At 55.9% G+C, this 20,240-nt stretch carries 13 protein-coding genes; 5 read left to right on the top strand and 8 right to left on the bottom strand.

Translation table 11 applies throughout. From position 1 onward, the window contains the following. Window positions 1-31: 31 nt before the first annotated feature. From glmS to FF011L_RS04975, 3 genes are all read left to right on the top strand, one after another. Entirely contained in the window at window positions 32-1,885 is a 1,854-nt protein-coding gene (gene glmS, locus FF011L_RS04985; protein WP_145350590.1) for a glutamine--fructose-6-phosphate transaminase (isomerizing), read from the top strand. Window positions 1,886-1,973: 88 nt separating this feature from the next. Further along, window positions 1,974-2,165: a hypothetical protein gene (locus tag FF011L_RS04980; protein WP_145350589.1), complete on the top strand. Its 192-nt coding sequence runs from the start codon at window positions 1,974-1,976 to the stop codon at window positions 2,163-2,165. Window positions 2,166-2,176: 11 nt separating this feature from the next. Continuing rightward, window positions 2,177-3,187: an NAD-dependent epimerase gene (locus FF011L_RS04975; protein ID WP_145350588.1), complete on the top strand. Its 1,011-nt coding sequence runs from the start codon at window positions 2,177-2,179 to the stop codon at window positions 3,185-3,187. 140 nt (window positions 3,188-3,327) lie between these two features. Here the strand turns inward: FF011L_RS04975 and FF011L_RS04970 are convergent, their stop codons facing one another. The 4 genes from FF011L_RS04970 to glgA all read right to left on the bottom strand — a co-directional run bounded on the left by FF011L_RS04970 (window position 3,328) and on the right by glgA (window position 10,308). Further along, on the bottom strand, window positions 3,328-4,995 hold the full coding sequence (locus FF011L_RS04970) for a putative manganese-dependent inorganic diphosphatase (protein WP_145350587.1): 1,668 nt from the start codon (window positions 4,993-4,995) through the stop codon (window positions 3,328-3,330). A 71-nt stretch (window positions 4,996-5,066) separates the two neighbouring features. Then, on the bottom strand, window positions 5,067-7,238 hold the full coding sequence (locus FF011L_RS04965; protein ID WP_145354987.1) for an alpha-amylase/4-alpha-glucanotransferase domain-containing protein: 2,172 nt from the start codon (window positions 7,236-7,238) through the stop codon (window positions 5,067-5,069). 71 nt (window positions 7,239-7,309) lie between these two features. Beyond that, window positions 7,310-8,569 carry a galactose-1-phosphate uridylyltransferase gene (locus FF011L_RS04960; protein WP_218933021.1) on the bottom strand — a complete coding sequence of 420 codons (1,260 nt, stop codon included), beginning with the start codon at window positions 8,567-8,569 and terminating at the stop codon, window positions 7,310-7,312. A gap of 245 nt (window positions 8,570-8,814) precedes the next feature. Beyond that, a complete protein-coding gene (gene glgA / locus FF011L_RS04955) occupies window positions 8,815-10,308 on the bottom strand; it encodes a glycogen synthase GlgA (protein WP_145350585.1) in 1,494 nt (497 codons plus the stop codon). A gap of 215 nt (window positions 10,309-10,523) precedes the next feature. Here glgA and FF011L_RS04950 point away from each other — a divergent pair, with 215 nt between their 5' ends. Both FF011L_RS04950 and FF011L_RS04945 read left to right on the top strand, forming a co-directional pair. Beyond that, on the top strand, window positions 10,524-13,655 hold the full coding sequence (locus FF011L_RS04950; protein ID WP_145350584.1) for a serine/threonine protein kinase: 3,132 nt from the start codon (window positions 10,524-10,526) through the stop codon (window positions 13,653-13,655). A 291-nt stretch (window positions 13,656-13,946) separates the two neighbouring features. Then, on the top strand, window positions 13,947-14,456 hold the full coding sequence (locus tag FF011L_RS04945; RefSeq protein ID WP_145350583.1) for a helix-turn-helix domain-containing protein: 510 nt from the start codon (window positions 13,947-13,949) through the stop codon (window positions 14,454-14,456). A gap of 470 nt (window positions 14,457-14,926) precedes the next feature. Here FF011L_RS04945 and FF011L_RS04940 read toward each other — a convergent pair whose 3' ends face one another. The 4 genes from FF011L_RS04940 to FF011L_RS04925 form a co-directional block, all read right to left on the bottom strand. Next, on the bottom strand, window positions 14,927-16,246 hold the full coding sequence (locus tag FF011L_RS04940) for a cytochrome c (protein WP_145350582.1): 1,320 nt from the start codon (window positions 16,244-16,246) through the stop codon (window positions 14,927-14,929). A 148-nt stretch (window positions 16,247-16,394) separates the two neighbouring features. Next, complete coding sequence (locus FF011L_RS04935) at window positions 16,395-16,757, bottom strand: hypothetical protein (RefSeq protein ID WP_145350581.1); 363 nt, start codon at window positions 16,755-16,757, stop codon at window positions 16,395-16,397. Between the two features lies 1 nt (window position 16,758). Beyond that, window positions 16,759-18,699 (bottom strand): PDZ domain-containing protein, encoded by a 1,941-nt coding sequence (locus tag FF011L_RS04930; protein WP_218933020.1) that lies wholly within the window; start codon window positions 18,697-18,699, stop codon window positions 16,759-16,761. Window positions 18,700-18,913: 214 nt separating this feature from the next. Beyond that, window positions 18,914-20,221 (bottom strand): PDZ domain-containing protein, encoded by a 1,308-nt coding sequence (locus tag FF011L_RS04925; RefSeq protein ID WP_218933019.1) that lies wholly within the window; start codon window positions 20,219-20,221, stop codon window positions 18,914-18,916. Window positions 20,222-20,240: the final 19 nt, after the last annotated feature.

Raw genomic sequence — 20,240 nt, 5'->3', positions numbered from 1 at the left:
GATTATTAATGCTGCTTTAAGGCTCTGAAAAATGTGTGGAATTGTTGGCTACATTGGACATGGCACCTCCGTCCCTTTCCTGCTGGACGGTTTACGTCGATTGGAATACCGCGGTTACGATAGTTCTGGAATCGCGGTTATCGATCCCAAGGGCGTGCAAATAACGCGTGCCGTCGGCCGAATCGATCAACTTGCCACAGCGATCGCCGAACAAAAACCCTCGGGGCCTTTGGGGATTGGACACACGCGCTGGGCCACACACGGCCCTCCAACCGAAGTCAACGCCCACCCACACCAAGGCGGAAATGGGCAGGTTGTCCTGGTTCACAACGGGGTGATCGAAAACTTTCAACCGTTGCGTGAGGAACTGATCGCCAAGGGCTACGTCTTTCATTCGGCGACCGACAGCGAAGTCATCGCTCACTTAATCGCCGAATGCTACGACGAACTTGCTGCAGAGACCGACCCAGAAGCACGCTGCATTCAAGCGGTTCGCGTCGCCATCAATCAGTTGCGAGGCACCTATGGCCTGGCAGTCGTTTTTCCTGCATGTCCGCAAATGATGATCGCCGCTCGCTTCGGCAGCCCACTTGTGGTCGGAGTCGGACGCGGAGTCCATTACCTGGCGTCGGATGCTTCACCATTGGCAGGGCATACCGACAGGATCGTCTACCTGGCGGACCATCAGCTTGCGATCCTGAAAGCGAACGACCTGACGGTCCTGCACCGTGACAGCGGCGTCGTCCGGCACGACATCCAGCGACTAGAAACCGAAACGCAACAAATCAGCCTGGATGGGTACCCCCATTACATGCTGAAAGAAATCCATGAACAACCCGATTCGATTCGCAACGCCATGCGTGGCCGACTGGACGATCAAAATGCGACAGCGATTTTTGGTGGTTTGAATCTGACCCCGCAGCAACTACGCAGTGTTGATCGAATCATTCTGACCGGCTGTGGAACCAGTTGGCATTCGGCTTTGGTAGGCGAGTACCTGATCGAGGAATTCGCGAGGATTCCAGTGGAAGTCGAATACGCTAGCGAACTGCGTTACAGGAATCCACCAATAGAACCAGGAACGCTTGTATTCGGAATCACACAAAGTGGCGAGACCGCTGATACCTTGGCCGCTCTGGTCGAAACCAAACGCAAAGGGCACCGAACCCTGGCGATCAACAACGTCGTTGGCAGCTCCATCGCCCAAGCGGCCGATGGTGGCGTCTACTTGCACGCCGGCCCTGAAATCGGCGTCGCCAGCACAAAAGCCTACACATCGCAGTGCTGCACACTGGCGATGTTGGCACTTTATTTTGGCCGTCTTCGGCACATGAGCTACGAAGCGGGACAGGAATTCATCACCGCACTGCGAAGGTTGCCCGCGGCGGTCGAACAGTCACTGACGTGCGAATCACGCGTCCGGGAAGTCGCCGAAAAATACCAATCGGCCACAACCTTCCTTTACATGGGACGTCAATACAATTTCCCCACGGCGCTCGAAGGTGCACTGAAGCTGAAAGAAATCAGCTATATCCATGCCGAAGGGTATCCCGCTGCAGAAATGAAGCACGGACCGATCGCATTGGTCGACGAACACACGCCCAGCGTATTTATTGTGCCTCGTGGGACCACCTACGAAAAAGTGATCGCCAACATGGAAGAGGTCAAGGCGCGCAGCGGTCCTGTGATCGCGGTTACCTGCCATGCCGACCCGGCGATCGACAATTTGGCGGACGACGTCATCCGAGTTCCCGAGACACCTGAATTCCTGCAGCCCATCGTCAGCGTCATTCCCCTGCAGTTGCTTGCCTACAACGTGGCCCTCCTGCGCGGTTGTGACGTCGATAAACCTAGGAATTTGGCTAAAAGTGTGACGGTGGAATAGGCTTTTGCCGTGAACCCAAAGTAGGCTTGAATTTAAGGCCTACGATCGTTGTTTTTGATTCTTCTTTTTTCATTGCCTGGAGGCTCTCATGAAATCGACCGGACTAAGCTACAATGCCCGCAAAGCGTTAACTGTCCATATCGGCGAAACCGCTGGAACCGAAATCGCCAATCTGATTCAACGGATGACGGTAGAAATCGATGAACTCCGGCGGACGAAGGTCAACGTAACCCGAATCGTTCCCCATAGTGAGCCTGCGTACGCAGACGAACGTTTTTAATTATTGAGATCATGAAAACCTACCTGGTAACTGGAGCCGCTGGCTTTATTGGATTTAACCTATCGCAGTTGCTGCTGAAGAAGGGAATCCGAGTCGTTGGTCTTGATAGTGTCAACGACTACTACAGCGTCCAGTTAAAAGAGGATCGCTTGGCGATCCTCAAAAAACACCCCGAGTTTTCATTTATCAAAGCCGATCTGGCCGATCGAGCGGCCATCGAGAAACTGTTCGCAGATCATTCGTTTGATCGAGTTGTCCATTTGGCGGCTCAGGCAGGTGTGCGTTATTCGTTGACCCATCCACACACCTACACCGAATCCAATATCACCGGATTCCTGCACATCCTAGAAGGGTGCCGTCACGCGAAGGTCCCGCATCTAACGTATGCCAGCAGTAGCAGCGTTTACGGGGCGAACACCGAAATGCCTTTTTCGGTCCACCATAACGTCGACCATCCCCTCAGTTTGTACGCGGCCAGCAAGAAGGCCAACGAACTGATGGCACATACCTACAGCCATCTGTACGGTCTGCCGACCACGGGACTCCGTTTCTTCACGGTCTACGGCCCCTGGGGACGTCCCGACATGGCGTTGTTCTTGTTCACCAAAGCGATCCTAGAAGGCCGTCCAATCGACGTCTTCAATCACGGAAAAATGCAACGAGACTTCACCTACATCGACGACATCGTCGAAGGGGTCTATCGAGTCGCCGAGCATACCGCGACCGCCAATCCCGACTGGACCGGCAGCAAGCCCGACCCGGGCAGCAGCATGGCTCCGTACCGGATCCATAACATCGGCAACAACCAACCGGTTGAACTGAATTACTTCATCGAAGTCATCGAGGAAGCTTTGGGTCAAAAAGCCGAAAAGAATCTATTGCCGATGCAAGCTGGCGACGTCCCCGCGACCTATGCCGATATCGATGCACTGGAAGAAGCGGTCGGTTTCCGCCCAGCCACCTCGATCGAAACCGGCATCAATCGATTCATCAAGTGGTACCGAGAGTACTACAACGCCTAACCGCAAAAGCGAACGCCCCAAGCCGGTCTCCATGACCGGCAGAAGTCCGCGGCATTTCAAGTGATCCGACGCGGCAGCAAAACAATGTTTCGCTGCCTCAAAACCGGGCCCTCTCGGCAGCAGCGAAGTAGCGTCCCACGTTAACGTGCGTCGGAATGATCGCCGCCGGTTTCTAGCAGGCTGCTGAAGAGCGGCAACAATTGCTTTTTACGGCTTACCACGTTGTCCAATTTGTAAAGTTTCAAATCGACGCGTGGATAATTGATCTCTTCCCAGCAAGCGGGTTCTCGCGACATCAACAGCAGGCTGCCGTTGGTCGCGATATCGGTGATCATCAATGCGGAGAAATCAAGATTCCGGCTGACCGTCAGTTGCTCAAGTGCATCTGCAAGTTCGTCCTTCCGGCTCCAGAACAAGTCAAAGCCAATCTCTTCGATCTGCGAGATCGAGAATCGGTGCCCATGTTCTTCGAATTCCTTGCAATCTTCGCCGACGACTCGCTCGGCGTTGCTAACTCGCAGGGCGGATCCGGTTTCGAAAAATTCTTTCGCAAAGGATTCCAAATCGGTATCACAGAATCCTGCCAGCCAATCAATGACATTGCGATCGACATCGGTGGTTGTTGGCGAACGCAAGAAAAGCGTATCGGAGATAATCCCCGAAGCCATACATAGCGCCATCCCTGGAGTGGGATCGATTCCGTGCATTCGATATCGCTGTGCGACAAGGGTGCATGTCGACCCGACAGGTTCCATGATAAACCGCATTGGCTGAGTCGAACGCAGGCTTCCTCCCAAGCGATGATGATCAAGGACCTCCAGGATTTCGGCTCCTTCGGCTCCGTCAACCGCTTGCCCTAATTCGTTATGGTCCACCAAAACCAATTGGGGTTTTGGCGGATTCACCAAATCGGATTTTGAAAGCACACCGATCAAGGAACCATCGTCCTCGAGGACAGGAAAAACGGCTTGATTGGATCGAGCGATTTGCTGGCGAGCCTCTTCGATCGGCTGTTTTGCGGAAAGCGAAACGAAATTGCGTTCCACGGCCGGCAAGATGGCACGTGCGGACTTAATCCGCATCGTCGTGGTGGCGGTGTCGTAGGGACTAACGATGACCGTCACGCCGTTTGCTTTGGCGATCTGCAACAAACCCGGCGAAAGTTCAAAACCACCGGTAACCATCAACCCACGAACCTCTCGTTCAAGGGCAGGCAATTGGATGGTAGGGCGGTCACCGCTAACGACCAGCGTGTCGCGATGCGGCAGTGCCCCCATTTTTTCGGTGAACTTTTCGGCACTCATCGCCCCCACCATCACCATGAAGTCCTGTCGCTTATCGACTTCGACTTCGTTCTGATACCAACCGTCGACGGCGCGGCGGATTTTCTCAAGGCTGGACGAGACGCAGCGTGAAATCCGGGCGTCATGTTCGCCGTCAAAAATCAGCTCCATCACCGACAGAAGGCTGAGGATTCCGACCAATGTTTGATCCTTATCAAGCACTGGAATGCTTCGCAGTTCATGCTTTTTCAGCCGGCGATAGACTTCGTAGAAGACCTCGCTTTCCTCTGCCGTGACGACATCGCGGTGACAGACATCCTCCACTTCGGGACGAACGTCCATGATAATCCGCGGCGGTTCCAGTCCACATCGCTTCAGAGCGAATTCGGTTCGTCGGTTGGCTGGACCGCAACAGGCCGCCACCGCGTCGGGGTGCGTGGTTTGTCGCAGCAGGTTCGCATACGCCAGGGCAGCGCAAATCGCATCGGTATCAGGATTGCGATGTCCAAAAACCAGTAAGGGCATTCTGTGGTCCAGTTCGGTGGCAGAAGGATTTGCCACCAGTCAAGTAAGGGGTCGAGCCTAACCTGGCGAGCCTAAACCGTAGTGGTTTGGGTGCTAGATGATTCGATCGCCGTCGAATTACGACAACGATTCTGAACCCACATCTTAACCGCCCAACGGCCCTCGGCATCCCCACTAACCAGCCAATGTGGTTGAACACAGACACTTTGATGAACTAATTCAAAGCCACCTTCACTTTGGCTGACCGTTTCGATCGGAAACGCCCAGATTCCGCTCGGACGATCGATATCCAAACCGATATCAATCCCCAACCATTGATCGGACAGCATCAGCCCGGTGGTGTCGGACAAATCCTGCGATTCCCCTAACTGCCCCAAGCGATTGCCTGCAGCATCGGTGAAGAAGCGGTCATCGGCTCCGGACGGCAATCCTGCAAAATTGAATTCAATCCCAAAGTGCATCACTTGCCCGGGAGGCAGATTTTCCAGCAAATAGGTGATTTCCACCGTGTCGGATCCCGCGGTCATGGTGATCGCTTTGGTGATCGTCAGGGGAATTCCCCAGGCGTTCCCTTCACGATGCATCCGCAACTGCACTCGATCGGAAGCGCGGCGAAGCTTGGCCTGGAACGGCAAATCAACGAAATCGCCACGTTCCTGGGCATCATTATTCTGGACGGCGGACAACGTAGTCTGTTCGTCGTAGAAATGATCCATCAACGATTTACGCGGGAAGCGATCGTACTGCAGACGTTGCTCCAAACCTTCTTGCTTGAAGACCACTCGGTCATGGATACTTGCGACTTCGCCTTCCGTAGCATTGGGACCGGTTAGCACCTTGCGATGGTAGGCTTCGGGCCGGCGTTGCATCGTCGCCAGCAGGTTGTGCGAAATCGCTCGCAGGTCCCATTCGACAATCCGTCCGCCACGCCCCGGGGAAACCCAAGCGACCATCTGATCGGTCGACATCCGCACTTCGTTCTGACCGTCAAAATCGTAATCTTCCGCAGTCCCTTCCGCCCATCGCGAATGAGGTCCACGGGCGGCACGTTCCAAGATCGAATCGGCTTCGATCAGGTGTTGGTAAATCGCATTTCTCAAATGCGGCAGGTAAACCCCACCAAAAGCACCATGCCAGTAAGGGCAATTGCATTGGCCACGGTAAAGGTGATCCTGAGCGACCGCCAATTCCCCGGCGTCCAAACCTTCTTCACGAGCTTCCGCCAGGCGTCGACTGACATCCATCATGCGAGCGTACATTTCGTTGGTTTCGGCGTATTTGACTTTGAAATTACGCCAGTAACCGCCACGAACAAATGCCTTCAAGGAATCCCAGCGAGGGTCCCCTTCAAAGTCGTGGATAACATCATCAAGGCTCTGCTGCTGTTCCACCGGCAACGCCCATTCGGACATTTCGCGGTAGCTGCTGTCGGGCAGATAGACCTTGCCAACCGGTTTGGTTTGGGCAACGGCCTGGGCTAGCGTGGTCGCGTGCAACCATTCAGCGTTGTCGGACAGCGCGTTGAAGAAACTACGCAGCCAGCCTCGTTCATAGACGTGCGCCTGGGTGTCGGGCCAGGTGCCGAATTTCTCGCCATCGTCCCCAAAGGTTAACACTGCCCCCGGATGCTGCTCGGCGACTTCGCGGCAGTAGCGGATCGTTTCATCGGCGGCCAAAAAGGGAATCGAATACCGCAGGCGTTCACTGCCGGGGAAGATCCGCAGCATGTGCCCGTCATCTTCGGTCAGGAAGTATCCGGTCATTTCCTCTTGGGTCACGCCAGCGGCGCGGAAGTGGAAATCATCCAACACCGTGTACTGGATTCCCGCTTGGGCGACCGACGCGGTTAACCCCGATTCCCAGACTCGCTCAGGAGTCCACATTCCGGCGGGTGTCACCCCAAATTTACGGCGCAGCCATTGAGCGTAGGACTGGATCTGTCCGATCTGGTCACGCTGCGGCAGCATCGTCATGATCGGCTCGTACTGCGGCCCGCCGACGATTTCAATGCGTCCCGCTTCGACCAATGCTCGCACACGATCGATATATTCGGGATGATGGTCCGCCAACCAGAGCATCAAAGGGCCGCTTGTATGAAGCGACAGATTTAGGCGCTCGTAGGGCTCGAAGACTTCCAGGAACGGCAGATAGCTGTCCTGATAGGCGGCTTCGAAGATCCCGTCGAAATTGCCAATAGGCTGGTGATTGTGCAGTACCAGGCAGAGATGAACGTGTGGTTGCATGTTGACCGCTAGCGATTGTGAGTGTCGATCCATTCTTCACCAACCTTATCGGTCACAAAGACAGAATCGTTTTATCTTTCTATGACAGAATGGCCGGTTCTCGGACGTGAACCCCGTAAGGGGTTGGTTTGTCGGGCTACTTCCCGAAGTGCGGCCGCCGCGGTTTCGGGTAAAGTCGGGTTAATGTAACAATCGGATGCAAATTCGAAGCCTGCCTGAGTCGTCACACGAGGCATCCACTCCATCGACCAATGGAATGGTTCCTCGTTCGACACAGCTGGCGGCTGCGTGTGGAGGACGTAATTATACGAAACTTCCGGGAACAGCGTCTCGAAACATTGGACCAGACGGCGAGTCAATTGAGCTAGGTCTGCCAGGACTGCTGGAGAAGAATCTTCGAACCGAGCTCCGTGTTTCCGGGGCAAGATCCGGGTTAGGTAAGGTAGAGAAGACGCAAATGGGCAATAGGCGACAAAATGCTCCGTCGTAAATGCAATCCGCTGCCCAGTTTCTAACTCCGAACGCAGCAGATCGCACTGCAGGCAGCAGCCCGTCTGGTCGAAGTGAGTCCCCGACCGAAGCATCGTATCGGCAACACGCGGAGGAAGTGCCGCGGTCGTGATCAACTGACTATGAGCGTGGCTGAGGGAGGCACCGGCTCGCGAGCCAACGTTTTTGAAGACCGAGATGTACTCGACTCCAGGAACTTTGCTCCAGGCACCAATCCGGAGGGCAATCGCTTGATAAACCTTGGTCAAATGATCGACATTCAGATCGACAATCGAGTGCGAATGCCAAGGCGATTCGATCACCACTTCGTGGCCGCCGGCAACCGGCGCGGAATCGAACAGCCCGACACTACCACGCCGCTGCGGCGAACGCCGGTTGGACTGATTTTTCCACTTCAATCCAGAAGGGAGCCGTTTATTTTCTTTTCCCGCAAGACCTCGCCAGGTAACGGCAGGGAATTTGTTGTCGACGACGCGCACCAACCAGCTGTCCGGATCCTCATCATTAGGAATCGACAGCAGCGTCATCGGGGTAAATTTTTCATTCCCTTCGCAGAAGGGGCAGATGCCAAACGGTTCCGAAACAACATCGGGCGGAGCCGCTTCAACCGGGCGGTCGCCTCGGCTGGTTGCAAAAATGGTCTGACGGCCGGTAAGCACGTCCAGGCGAAGTTCGCTGAGTGCCCCAAATCGACCGGGGATGTAGTCCGCCGGTGGCGCTTGCTCACTCGACGTCGCGGTCTTTAACGACACCGAAATTGCCGAGGAAGAGGATTGCCTGATCGACGAAGAATCATCGATGCGATTGCGTAGATCACTCATGATCATGTCCTCTTCCACTGAAAGGAGGAAATTATACTGGTTGCCCCGAGAGGGTTGTGTTAGCAAGCACACTGTTTAGTGTCTTCGCTGCAGAATCCTAATTTCATGCAGTCTCTTGCGAACCACCCTCAATTAAGGAGGGTGTGTTGCCCATCGGCCTCTGGGGGGAACATCCTACAGTGCAAATCCTCCGCCACCGAGTGCTGGCAGCGTTTTTTTCACAAAAACTTTTTGTAGAAGAATCCTTAAATTCGCACTTTCCTCCCCTTACGGGCTGCCGTATCGCCATAGATCTGCACATACCGGTCCGCACTCCGTCCCCACGACCAATCTTGCTGCATTCCGGTTGTGACGATTTGCGACCACTTTTCCGGCTCCTGCGATCGGATTCGCAAGGCCTTTGAGAGCGCGGCGGTCAAACCCGGCGCGTCAAAAGTACTGAGATAGAATCCGGAACTGGTTTTCTCCGCCAAAGTTTGCTCACAGGTATCGACGACCGTATCGGCTAATCCACCTGTTGGATTGACGACCGGGACGGTTCCATAGCGGAGGCTGTACAGCTGATTCAGCCCGCACGGTTCATAACGACTGGGCATTAAGAAGATGTCGGAGGCGGCTTCGATCTGATGCGCCAACGCATCCGAAAACCCTAGATGCAGGCCCAGCCGTCCCGAGTATTTTTCCGCTAGCTGTGTTAGAGCATCGTGATAGTGCGGTGCTCCGGTGCCAAGCACAACCCACTGAGCTTCGTGGCCGCTTGCCAAAAAGTGCTGCATCGATTCGATAACCAGTTCCCAGCCTTTCTGCTCCGCAAGCCTTCCCACCAATCCGATCACCGGTGCTTCATGATCGACCTCCATCCCAAACCGTTCCTGGATGGCTCGCTTATTTGCGTTTTTACCTTCGGCCCAATTATCGAGCGAATAGTTTGCGGCAAGATGAGGATCGGTTTGCGGATTCCAGATCCCGGTATCGATACCGTTTGGAACTCCAAACAGCGATTCGGAGCGTGCTTGCAGGACTCCCTGCAAGCCACACCCATGTTCTTCGGTCTGGATTTCTTCGGCATACCGAGCACTGACCGTGGTGACCGTGTCGGCGTACTGAATTCCGGTTTTAAGCAGATTGATTTGGTCATAGAATTCCAAACCATTGTGGTGGAACTGTCCCCAATCGAATCCGGTCAGGGATAAGTTCTCTTTGGGAAAAACCCCCTGGTAAGCCATGTTATGGATCGTCATCAGCGAAGCGGCACGGTTCATCCACGGATGCTGCTCGAAATCCTCTGAGATATAAGCTGGCACTAGTCCCGTCTGCCAGTCATTGCAGTGAACGATATCTGGCTGGAGATCCAAACGCGTGATCGCCCCCAAGCAGGCTCGCGAAAAGAAAGCGAACCGCAGGCAATTATCACGGTAATCGCCCTTCTCATCACCGTACAGCTGAGCCCGATCAAACAGCTCCGGTTGGTTGATAAAGTAGACAGGCACATCCGAATCGGGCAGCGTCGAGCGAGAAATCTTGGCCGCAATTTCGCGACCATCGATCGACACCCGAACCGACAGGTCGGTTTCTTCGATGTCTCGGCCTGCCGCTCGAATCTGCCGGAACCCCGGCATGATCAGGCTGACCTGGTGGCCCCGCTGTGCCAGTTGCACGGGTAAGGCTCCACAGACGTCGGCCAATCCTCCGGTTTTAGCGAATGGAACGGCTTCAGTGGAGATAATAACGATATTCACGCTGGCTTCCCGCGGTAGACAAAAGATGGTTTGTTCATTGCTTTTTATAAGTTTAATTTCTAGTCCAAGAAAAGCGAAGGTGCGATGGCCGTTGGTAAGGACGGAATCAACTTACTCAACTAGAATAGATCAAGCTTTGGGAACCAAGCCCTGGAAAATATCGTCTTTTCCAAGGCCTTCCCACATACGTTCCGCTTCCAGCCCCTCTGCTGATTATGAGCCCGCGACTGTCTGTCAACGAATTCTGGAACCGGCTGACCGAGAGCGGGCTGGCCGACGCGGAACGCTGTCGGCGGTGGGCTGTCGAGTACGCCAAAAAAAATTCCGGTCGCCCCCCGGCCGACTCGGCGACCCTTGCCAAGTTCCTGATCCGCGGCGGGGCTTTGACCAGCTATCAGGTGCAGTGTTTATTAGCGGGGAATCTGACAGACCTAAGCACCGGGCGTTACGTCCTTCGCCGACCTGCCGAAGCCCCCTGGATCGATTGGTTCTGGGCCAAACAAGCTCGCGGTCGTGGCGAAATGCTGGTCCACAAACAGCCTGCGGACACTCCCGAAATCGCCCAACGGTGGCTGACGCTGCATCTGTCTTTGCGGAGCAAGAACCTGCAGCCGCTGGAATCGGAGCGGAACGAAGGGGAAACGCTGGTCGTCAGCCGGCTTCCACCTGGCAGAACTTTGGCGGAAGCATTTGCCAGCGGCCAATGGGATCCGGCCCGGACCGCGGAACTAGGAGAGGCGGTCGCCAATGCGTTGCTCCCGCTTCACCACGCCGGATACGCCCACGGTGGCATCCACCCGGAACGGATTTGGATCGGCAAGCCCACCAAGGAAAAAACCAGCCCAATCCTGCTCCTTCGCGACGCCCCTTTGGGGATCGACCACCCGCTTGGCGAGCGATCGGTCTGGTTACGACGCCCCGAACAACCAGCGTTGTACGCTGCCCCCGAATTCTCCCTCCCCGGACAGCCAGTCGATCCGCTTTCGGACCAATACGCCCTTGGCTGCCTTCTATACCAATCGCAATTCGGCACCCCGCCGTTCTCCGCGGACAATTCAGACGCCTTGCTGCAACAGCACATTGAAAAAGTTCCTGCGAAACTCCAGGCATTGGCAAACGGCAGCGAAAAATCAGGCAGCGGGATCGTCCGCGTGATTGGGCATGCGATGGCCAAAAATGCTGCCGCTAGGTTCACAAACCTTGACGGCATGATCGCTGCACTCCAACAACTGCAAGAACCGAATGAAATCGCTGCCGCCGCGGCAACGCCTACGGCTTCAGCCCCAATCCCAACCCCTATCCCAACCCCTAAAGCACCTCCGGCAAAGCCTGACACCGTGGTTCCTGCTTCGCGCAAGACAGCTTCACCTGTAGCGGAACCGCCTCGCCATCAAAAACAACCCGTTGCACCTGTTCCTGCCTCAGCTCCTCCAACGCAGCGTGTCCCGCCAGCAGAAGCGTCGCCCGCCAAGCAAACCCCCGCTGCAAAACCGGCCGCCTCATCCCCCGAGCCAGTCAGCAAACAACCGCAGGCTCCCAAAGCCCTCAAGCCAACCCCAAAACCACAGGCCGCTTCCCCCGCGAATCCTAGTCCTAGTCCTACCCCTGCCGAAACCAACGCCCCTCCAAAGCGAAAACGAGCGGGTTCAGCGGGACGACGAAGAAAGAAATCCAAGAAGAGCTACCGTGGGCCGATCGTTATCGGTGGGCTTGGCTTTGCTGCGATGATTGGTTTGATCCTGATCCTGGGGCGTCCCAGTGGCCCCAGCAAACAGGTATCGCAGACAACACCCGCCCCCTTCGTCCCAACCCCGCGTGCCCCTGCTGCGTCTCCTTCGGCAAACGGTTCCGGTGCAGGAAACGGCAACTCCGCCGGCGAAAACGAAACGATGGGGCCCTTTGAATTAACGGACAACGAAAAAACCCTTTGGGCTCCACCCAGCGTTCCCGATCCACCGCCGCTAGAAATGATTCCCGGCGGCCCACAGATGGTGATCGTCCTACGGTTAAGCGATTTAGTTCAGTCCCCAACCGGGCAAGCGATTAGCAACGCCTTCTCTCAAGAACTTGGCGACGCACTGGAGAACCTAACGCAACGAACGAAGATCCCAGCCGAAGATATCGAACGCTTGACCCTTGCTTTTGACGGACAGGGGGAGGGCGTGGCATCGATCACCATGGGCATTCATTTACAAAAGCCTCGCCCGCTGAAAGACCTACTGCAAACCTGGAAGGTCGAAATCGCGCAGACCCCCGAAGGAGATCCGATCCTTGCTGGCGACGGCCCCGACGCCTTCTTCGTTCGTGACGTCAGCGAAGGAGCAATGGTCGATGCGTTTTCGATTGGCAGTATCGAACAAATGAAAGGTGTGGCCGAAATGGGCGGAGCTCCCATTCCACTGCCTCCGCAATTGAAAGGTTTGTGGCAAAGCGCCAACTCGGAAGCCGATTTAAATCTGTTGCTACTGCCGAACTACCTGTTCGCCGATGGCCGAAACATCCTGAAAACCTACGCGCCGCAGATCATCGGCCCGCTGCGAGAATTCCTCCAACCCGACGCCAATGGCGTTTTATTGGTAAGCAATTTGGAACCGGACTGGTATCTGGAAACGCGAATGCTGCCGGGGCCTGGCACCACGTCCACGACGCTTTCCAGAAAAATGCAGACAACGGTTGCTCAGTTACCGACCTGGGCGGAGAATTTCCTGGTCGACACATCCCCCGATCCATCTTGGCGGAAATTGGCAAACCGAATGCCGCAAATGCTGCGTGCAATCGACCGCTACGCGAGATACGGCGTCGCTGAAGACGCGGCGACGGCCAATCTTTACCTTCCCAGCGAGGCGGCTCCGAACATTTTGCTGGCTTCGATGCTGGCGGCAAACACCCTACCCGGCAAAGCCGCCGCAATTGCCGCCACGCCGATGGCCACCAAAGCGATGTCGATTGAAGAGTTGCTGGAAATGCCGATTTCGGTCAGTTTCGATCAGGAGAGCCTTGAATTTGCTGGCCAAGCGGTCATCGATGAAGTGAAAGGCAAAGCCCCGCCAGGAACAACGATCCCTCCCTACGTGCTGTTGGGCGGAGACCTTCAAAAGGAAGGGATTACGCAGAACCAACAGATCCGAGACTTCAAGATCAAGGATCAACCTCTCCGGAAGGTCCTTACGCTTCTGGTGATGCAAGCAAATATCGATAAATCGGTAACCGATGCCAGCCAACCACAACAGCTGCTGGTCTGGGTGATCGGCGACAATCCAAATAAGCCAGGGGAAAAAGCGATCTTGATTTCCACTCGAGCTGGGGCAGAAGGAAAATACGAACTGCCCGCAGAGTTCGTTCCGTAGGGATCCGCAATTCAAACCTGCAAATGCCTTGCGGATGCTGTCGGCAAAACATCTCGGCAAGCGAATCAGCTTGATCCGGCGATCTCGCTATTGAGAGGGAACTTTCCGGGCCCCTAAGTCATCTAAGCGTTCCCCCCCCGCCGTGCTGGATGAACGGCGTTTAATTTGCATATTTTCCTTCCGTTGGAAAATTTCCCCATTACGGGGAAAGCGATTAATCGGGTGGAAAAGCATGACAAAACGGCCGCGGGGCCGTGTCGCTGATAGCCCGACAACAAGGATCGCTTTAGGGTGGGTTTAAACGAGAAACCGTCAGTTGGGGGACGCACTGCCAAAACCGGGCCGCCTCATCGAATCACTCAGGTCCGCGAAGCGCAGAGCGTCACGTTACGCACCATTGCAAGAAGGTGCGGAGTCTCCGTCCGTCAACTGAAGCTGGAAGAAACCGGACAGGTGGACCTCCGCCTGTCCGATCTCCAACGCTGGGCTCAGGCATTGGAGGTTCCGTTGCATGACCTACTGTGCGAGCCAAGCGATAACCTGACCACCTCAGTCGCTCAGCGTGCACAGCTAATCCGAATCATGAAGACCGTGGCGGCTTTACGCAATGAAGCCGAATCCTCGTCCCAGCAACGGATGGCCGATCGCCTGCGCGAGCAACTTTTGGAAATCATGCCGGAATTGTCCACGGTAACAGGCTGGCCCCGCGACGGGGCAAGACGCACAGGACCGCTGGGCCGGATTGTAGAATGCCCGATTTCACTCGACGGTTTCGATACCAATCATGATTCGCTGCTCTAATTGCGTCCTATCGGACGTAGCGCACATCAACATGGTCTTGGATCACTCTCTGGGCGGCGGCACTCGATTTCGCGTCCCCCGAGACGAGGATTCCTAAAAGATCTAGCCCGAAGGGCAACAGAAGGACATAGCCCGGAGGACAACAGAAGGACCTAGCCCGGAGGGCGACAGAAGAGCCTAGCCCGGAGGACAACAGAAGAGCCTAGCCCGGAGGGCGACAGATACTTGCCGGCGGCGTGAGCCGCCGGGAGGAAACGAAAAAAGAAAGCCCAGCGGTCGACAGATTCTCCGAATCTGTCGACCGCTGGGCTTCGGCGCCATTGGCCAAGTTTCCGTTGGCTTACACCAACGGCAAATATCTGTCGCCCTCCGGGCTAAAAACACCAAGCTTACGTTGGCTTACAGCAACGGCAAGTATCCGTCGCCCTCCGGGCTAAAAACGCCAACGGCAATCACCTGTCCTCCGCTGCCTACTTCTCTTCTTCGGATTCCGGGCTTTGCTCTTCTTCAGCTACCGCTTGTTCAGCGGCCGCTTTTTCATTTTTGGCCGCGACTTCGGCTCCTAGTGATCGCACGTAATTGATCAGGTGCCAAACGTCGGGCTCTTCAAATTCACCCGGAACGAAGGTAACCGCTGGCATTGGGGTTCCGCCGATACCGACGGTGATACGACGATACAGATCTTCAGGATCTGAGCCTCCGCGGAAAACGCCCTCGGCGAAGTTACGTGGGAGGATATTCTGCGGCTGCAGGGCACCGCGAGCCAGCAGCGGGATTAACGCGTCACGATTTTCCGGTTTGATATCGATCGCCAACGTGTAATCTTTGGTCCAAGCATCGTAGTCGGCCGTCTGACCGTCTCCTTTGCCGTCGTTTCCGTGGCATTTGCTGCAAGAGGCGATCTTACCGCGGAAGACTTCCTGACCTCGTTTGACCGAAGCGGTTAACGCCGCAGCATCCTCTCCTTGCATCATCGCCAAAAACTCGGTCCCGGACGAAGGGACAGGAATGTCGGTGGGCAATTCGACTTCAACGATGTCGTCTTCGGCCTCCAACCATGCGAACCCGATGTCGGCCGCATACTCGAGAGCGATATCCCACGACTCGTCAAACAGTTCCTTTTCTTCCTCATCGGTCGAATTCTGGTGGCTAGGATTGATCAAGCGATCACCACCCTCGATGTCCAACTCAAGCACGGCATCATCGATCAGGGCGCGTTCCAATTCACCACGCCATGACAGATAGATCACGTAATCAACCAGGGCCTGAACCTCTTCGTCGGTGACCGCAGGCAATTTGACCATCGTCGTTCCAGGAATCCCATTCCGGATCCGTTCGGCGAGATCTTCTCGAGTCGGTTTTGAATTCAGTTCGGTTTCTTTGAACTTGAACATCCCTTTGCGGAAATCCCGCGGATAGGGATTGGACAAGCCGGCGTTCTGCCCACGTCCGTCGCCCGTATATCCGTGGCAACTGTAACACTGTTTGTCGATGTACAACTGCTGTCCAATTTTCAGCTGTTCAAAATCAACAACCGTCGCCAAATCCTCCTCCGATGCAGCTAACTCTTCATTCAGCCGCATCTCGTTCGCGTCCCCCAGCAGGCTATCGACAGTCCAATCGGCGTCGCTCAACACCTGATCCATCGGCAACCCTTGGGACACGTGATACTTATAGGCGTGAACCAAGTTGGGCTCGAAGGGGTGAGGACCTTGAGGCACCTCTTTGCTACATCCAGCGATAGCGAGGGCAGCAATGATCACGGTTAGTGCGGAGAAGTGGTGATTCATCGTTCGATCAGGAAATACAGAAAACAACAGCGGGGAAGAAGCATCCACGTCATTGTAGCGGAATTGCAAATCTTTTTCCGTGGAACCCGGGGGCAAGTGTTGCGGCAAATCGCCCCAGTGCGAAATGAGCCCCACTGCGACATGGCACCTAGGTACGAAAAATCCTGACCGCGACCGAAAGTGCAAACAACAGGCCAATCGCAGGAACAACCGCCACCACCAGCCGGGGCTGCGCCGCGATAACTCCTACGCCAACCAACATCAAAAAAGGCATCCCCGCGGGAAGCCAACTAGCGGGCCGCTGCAAAGAGGGCCAAGCCAGCCAAAGTGCCCCAAAGGTCAGCCCCAAACGCAACAAGGTCCCCGTCCCGAAATTCCAATGCCCGCTACTCTCATCGGTGGTCGCACGGACAAACGCCCCCACTGCCAATAGGACAATGGATAAAACGAGGATCAGCGGACGACGCCAGCCGGTACCCGGGGCCGCAGGATTCGTTGTTGATGGGGGCACGTTAAATCCGACTCAGGGTGCGTACCCAATGCAAAACCGACGATGGCGTTAAATCTGAAATGCGAACGATCGGAAATCCCAGCCGAGGCAACCCTCCCGCCCAAGGAGGAAGCTCTGCTTTGACGGTCAGCGGCAATGCTATCTGAAGACTTGATTCGGGGTCGTTCTCGCGTAAACGAATCGCGGGCGGTTTGATATCGGTCGTCGTTGCGACCCCGCTGACAGCTTCTTTTTGTGTGATTGCGACGACCAAAGCCATCGCGAAACTAGGGCCTTGAGAATCACCACTAACCCCGATTGCATTCCTAGTCAGATTCAATTGCTTGCCAAGCTGGGCAGCAGCACGGCCAATGTCCTGAGCCTCGGCCGGAGTCCAACGCTGTTCGGATGCCGACGCGACCACGGCCACCGCCACATCGTACTTTTTGGCGGCAGACTTCCATTTTTCCAGCCCCTCTTCACTTTCTTTTTTGCCGGGATCAAGCAACACGATCAGCAATCCCTCGACCGGGGTCTTTTCCAGATCCGTGGGCGAGAAATAGGAAATCGAATTCGCCGCATCGGTAAGCGTCAATTCCGAAACCGACCACTCCGCAGGCTTTTGTTCGCCCGATCCCGCTTCCTTTGCCTTTTCCTGCTCTGGCAGTTTTGACAACATCCCAGCAACCGGCTGGGTTCCCAGGGTCGCGGTCATTTCCGATTCACCGCGTCGATACGTTAATTCCAGTCCCCCCTCAGGATCCGCTATAGCCACCTGATTTCGTAAAGCGTCGATCGAGCGAATCGGCTGTCCCGCCAACTGCAACAACCGATCGCCCGGAGCAAGATCTGCCGCAGCCGCCTTCGAATCAGGTTCGATGGCAACCACTTCGATCTCCCCCTCGCTCTCTTTTACATAAACGCCCCAAGCCTGCATTTCCAATGGAGGAATGGAATCGGTTAGCTCTGTCTGCAAGTCAACGGTTTTGTCTTCCCGTCGAACCTTAAAGGACACGCTTTCACCTGCATCGAATCGCCCCATTTCCTGGCGTACCTGATACTGGTATTTAACGGGCGTGCCATTGATTTCAAGAATTTCGTCATTGGGTAAAAAGCCTGCACGGGCGGCTGGCGACCGCGGGCGGACGGCATCAATTTTGGTCCCTAGTACAAATGGGTCACTCGCCCCCGAAACGATTCCCAACAAGCCTGCTTGGACGTCTTCGCCCGCTTTCATTTTTTCTAGTCGAGCCGCAATCACATCGGCAGGGATGGCGAACGCAATTCCGGAATCATACCAGCCCGATTTTTCGTCAGCACCAGCGGCAGCGGGCATCGCAGGAACCAGAATCCCCAACAAATTTCCTCGAATATCGACCAACGGGCCCCCGTAGTACACGGGCGAGACTCGGGCATCCGTCTGCAGGGCTCGCCCACGCAATCGCCCCACAGCGCTTAGAATCCCAACCGAAATGGCCGGCTCCGCAGCCCCTTCGACACGTCCGACCGCAACGGTGTATTGCCCAACCGTCGGGTCGATCGACGTCGGCAACTTAACCGCCGCCATCGGTTCCTTGGGCTCGGTCTTCAGCAGCACCCACTCTCGATGCAGGTCTTTAGCCACAATCTTCGCCGTCTGACGAGTCCCATCGGCAGAAACAATCAAGATCGATGCAGAGGGGCGGTCCCCCACCAGCGAGGACGCAACGATCCAGCCATCGGGATCGACCACCGTCCCCACGGTCGACGCATCGGCGGCGACTTCCCCTGTCGATTCAGCCACTCCAACCAGTTCGACACGAACAACCGCCGGAGCAACCTGGTCAGCCGCTTTGCGAACCGCTTGAGCTTCTGTTAATAGAAAATCATCCTCAGCGACCCCGACGACGGGGAAGGCCAAAAGAAGCAAAAAACAGCTGACTCCAAGCCGTCTCAAGATCAATGATTTTCTATCGATGTTCATGAGGCCTATTGTAGCTTGCGAATCCATCTGCCGCAGCGTGACCACGAAGGAGGCGGTAAGCCTCAGACGCGAACGCCCCTGGAGAGCGCGGATGCAATTACACGGTTTGACATTTGGCACGAAAGAAACAAGCCCAGGAAGCTGGCATCATCGTTACAGCAAGGTCTGCCAAACCGAAAGGGACAATCAACACTCTCACGTTCGCACATGTCCGCTACTCAGGACTGGCAGGGGGTGCCGGTAGTTCGGCCGCTGGCGGCAGCTGAGGTAATTCCGGAACCGAAACCGGAGCAGGCTTTGCAGGTGGAGCTGGTAAAGCAGGCGTAGCCGGCGGATCGGCCGCGGCAGGTGGATCGGCCGCAGCAGGTGGAGCCGGAGCTGGCTTTTCCGGCTCCGCGGGCGTTGCAGGTTTCGGGGCGGGAGAAGCCGGTTTGGCAAGCTCTTCCTTCAATTCCTTGATCGAGGCCTTCAACGCTTCGATTTCCGCTCGCAATTCTTCGACTTCGATTTTCGTCGCCGCAGGTTCCACCGCCGCTTTGGCCGCCGGGGCAGCTCCGCCGGAAGGAGCAGGCTGCTCGGACTGCGGGCCTTCGATCATCGGCGGTCGACGATTCGTCGGTGGTGGAGTCAAAGCGGGCATTGGACGCGGCCCTTGGCCCGGGGGCGTCCCCAGTCCAGGCGGAGTTCCTAATTCAGGCGGGGCTCCGGCCACCGGTGGAGCTCCCATCAAACGGATGGTCGCAGAAGACGTCTCGCCGCGATGCTGAAAGACCAGCTCGATCTCTTGGCCAGGACGCGTCGATCGCATCCGCTGCTGCAGATCAAAAGCGCCCCCCAGCGGCTGGCCATCGATGCTGAGAATCTGATCACCAACTTCAAGGCCTGCTTTCGCTGCAGGGGAATTGGGCATGATGTTCACGACGCGAGCGGGACTGTTTTCTTCAACGGGCGAGCTGTCTTCGACGACAACGCCCAATCTTCCATGCGAGACAGAATTCGAATCGGCGGGCTCCCGATCAAAATTGAGCGAAGGAGGACTTGGCATCCCAGCACCGGGCCGCGCAATAATGGGGGGAGCGGCCTGCAGCGTGGCCGAACCGACCACTTCTTGGCCATCGCGTTCCACCCCAATTTCGATCTTGTCACCCGGTTTACGAGCCGCCATGAAGCGGGCGATTTCGCCAATCGTCGCAATCGGTTGATCATTCAGACGGACAATCCGATCACCGCGTTGAAGCCCCGCCGCGGCGGCCGCACTTCCTGGCTGGATCGTGTCGACATAAACGGAGGTCTCTTGCCCCAATTCTCGCTCTTCCGCCTGAATCCCCAAGCGGAGAGGTTGAGGCAGATTCGAACGCGAACTTCCAAGGCTTGCCGGATCTGGCACCGGATCGACCAACGGAACATCCTGAGCGCCTACTCCCAAACGACTCTGGAATTGATTCTCCAGCCGCTCAAGGATCCCTTGCGAAGAAGCCACGCTCGTAAAACCGAGCATCAAAATCGCTAGTAAGCACCGCATTGCCATGTACCTCCCTATT

The sequence above is a fragment of the Roseimaritima multifibrata genome, assembly GCF_007741495.1.
In the GTDB taxonomy this organism is placed as follows: Bacteria; Planctomycetota; Planctomycetia; order Pirellulales; family Pirellulaceae; genus Roseimaritima; species Roseimaritima multifibrata.
This window is presented reverse-complemented; position numbering and strand designations above follow the sequence as displayed.

Coding starts and splice junctions, on each gene's coding strand:
- glmS (WP_145350590.1), top strand. CDS start 32: ATGTGTGGAATTGTTGGCTACATTGGACATGGCACCTCCGTCCCTTTC.
- FF011L_RS04980 (WP_145350589.1), top strand. CDS start 1,974: ATGAAATCGACCGGACTAAGCTACAATGCCCGCAAAGCGTTAACTGTC.
- FF011L_RS04975 (WP_145350588.1), top strand. CDS start 2,177: ATGAAAACCTACCTGGTAACTGGAGCCGCTGGCTTTATTGGATTTAAC.
- FF011L_RS04970 (WP_145350587.1), bottom strand. CDS start 4,995: ATGCCCTTACTGGTTTTTGGACATCGCAATCCTGATACCGATGCGATT.
- FF011L_RS04965 (WP_145354987.1), bottom strand. CDS start 7,238: ATGCAACCACACGTTCATCTCTGCCTGGTACTGCACAATCACCAGCCT.
- FF011L_RS04960 (WP_218933021.1), bottom strand. CDS start 8,569: ATGAGTGATCTACGCAATCGCATCGATGATTCTTCGTCGATCAGGCAA.
- FF011L_RS04950 (WP_145350584.1), top strand. CDS start 10,524: ATGAGCCCGCGACTGTCTGTCAACGAATTCTGGAACCGGCTGACCGAG.
- FF011L_RS04940 (WP_145350582.1), bottom strand. CDS start 16,246: ATGAATCACCACTTCTCCGCACTAACCGTGATCATTGCTGCCCTCGCT.
- FF011L_RS04930 (WP_218933020.1), bottom strand. CDS start 18,699: ATGAACATCGATAGAAAATCATTGATCTTGAGACGGCTTGGAGTCAGC.
- FF011L_RS04925 (WP_218933019.1), bottom strand. CDS start 20,221: ATGCGGTGCTTACTAGCGATTTTGATGCTCGGTTTTACGAGCGTGGCT.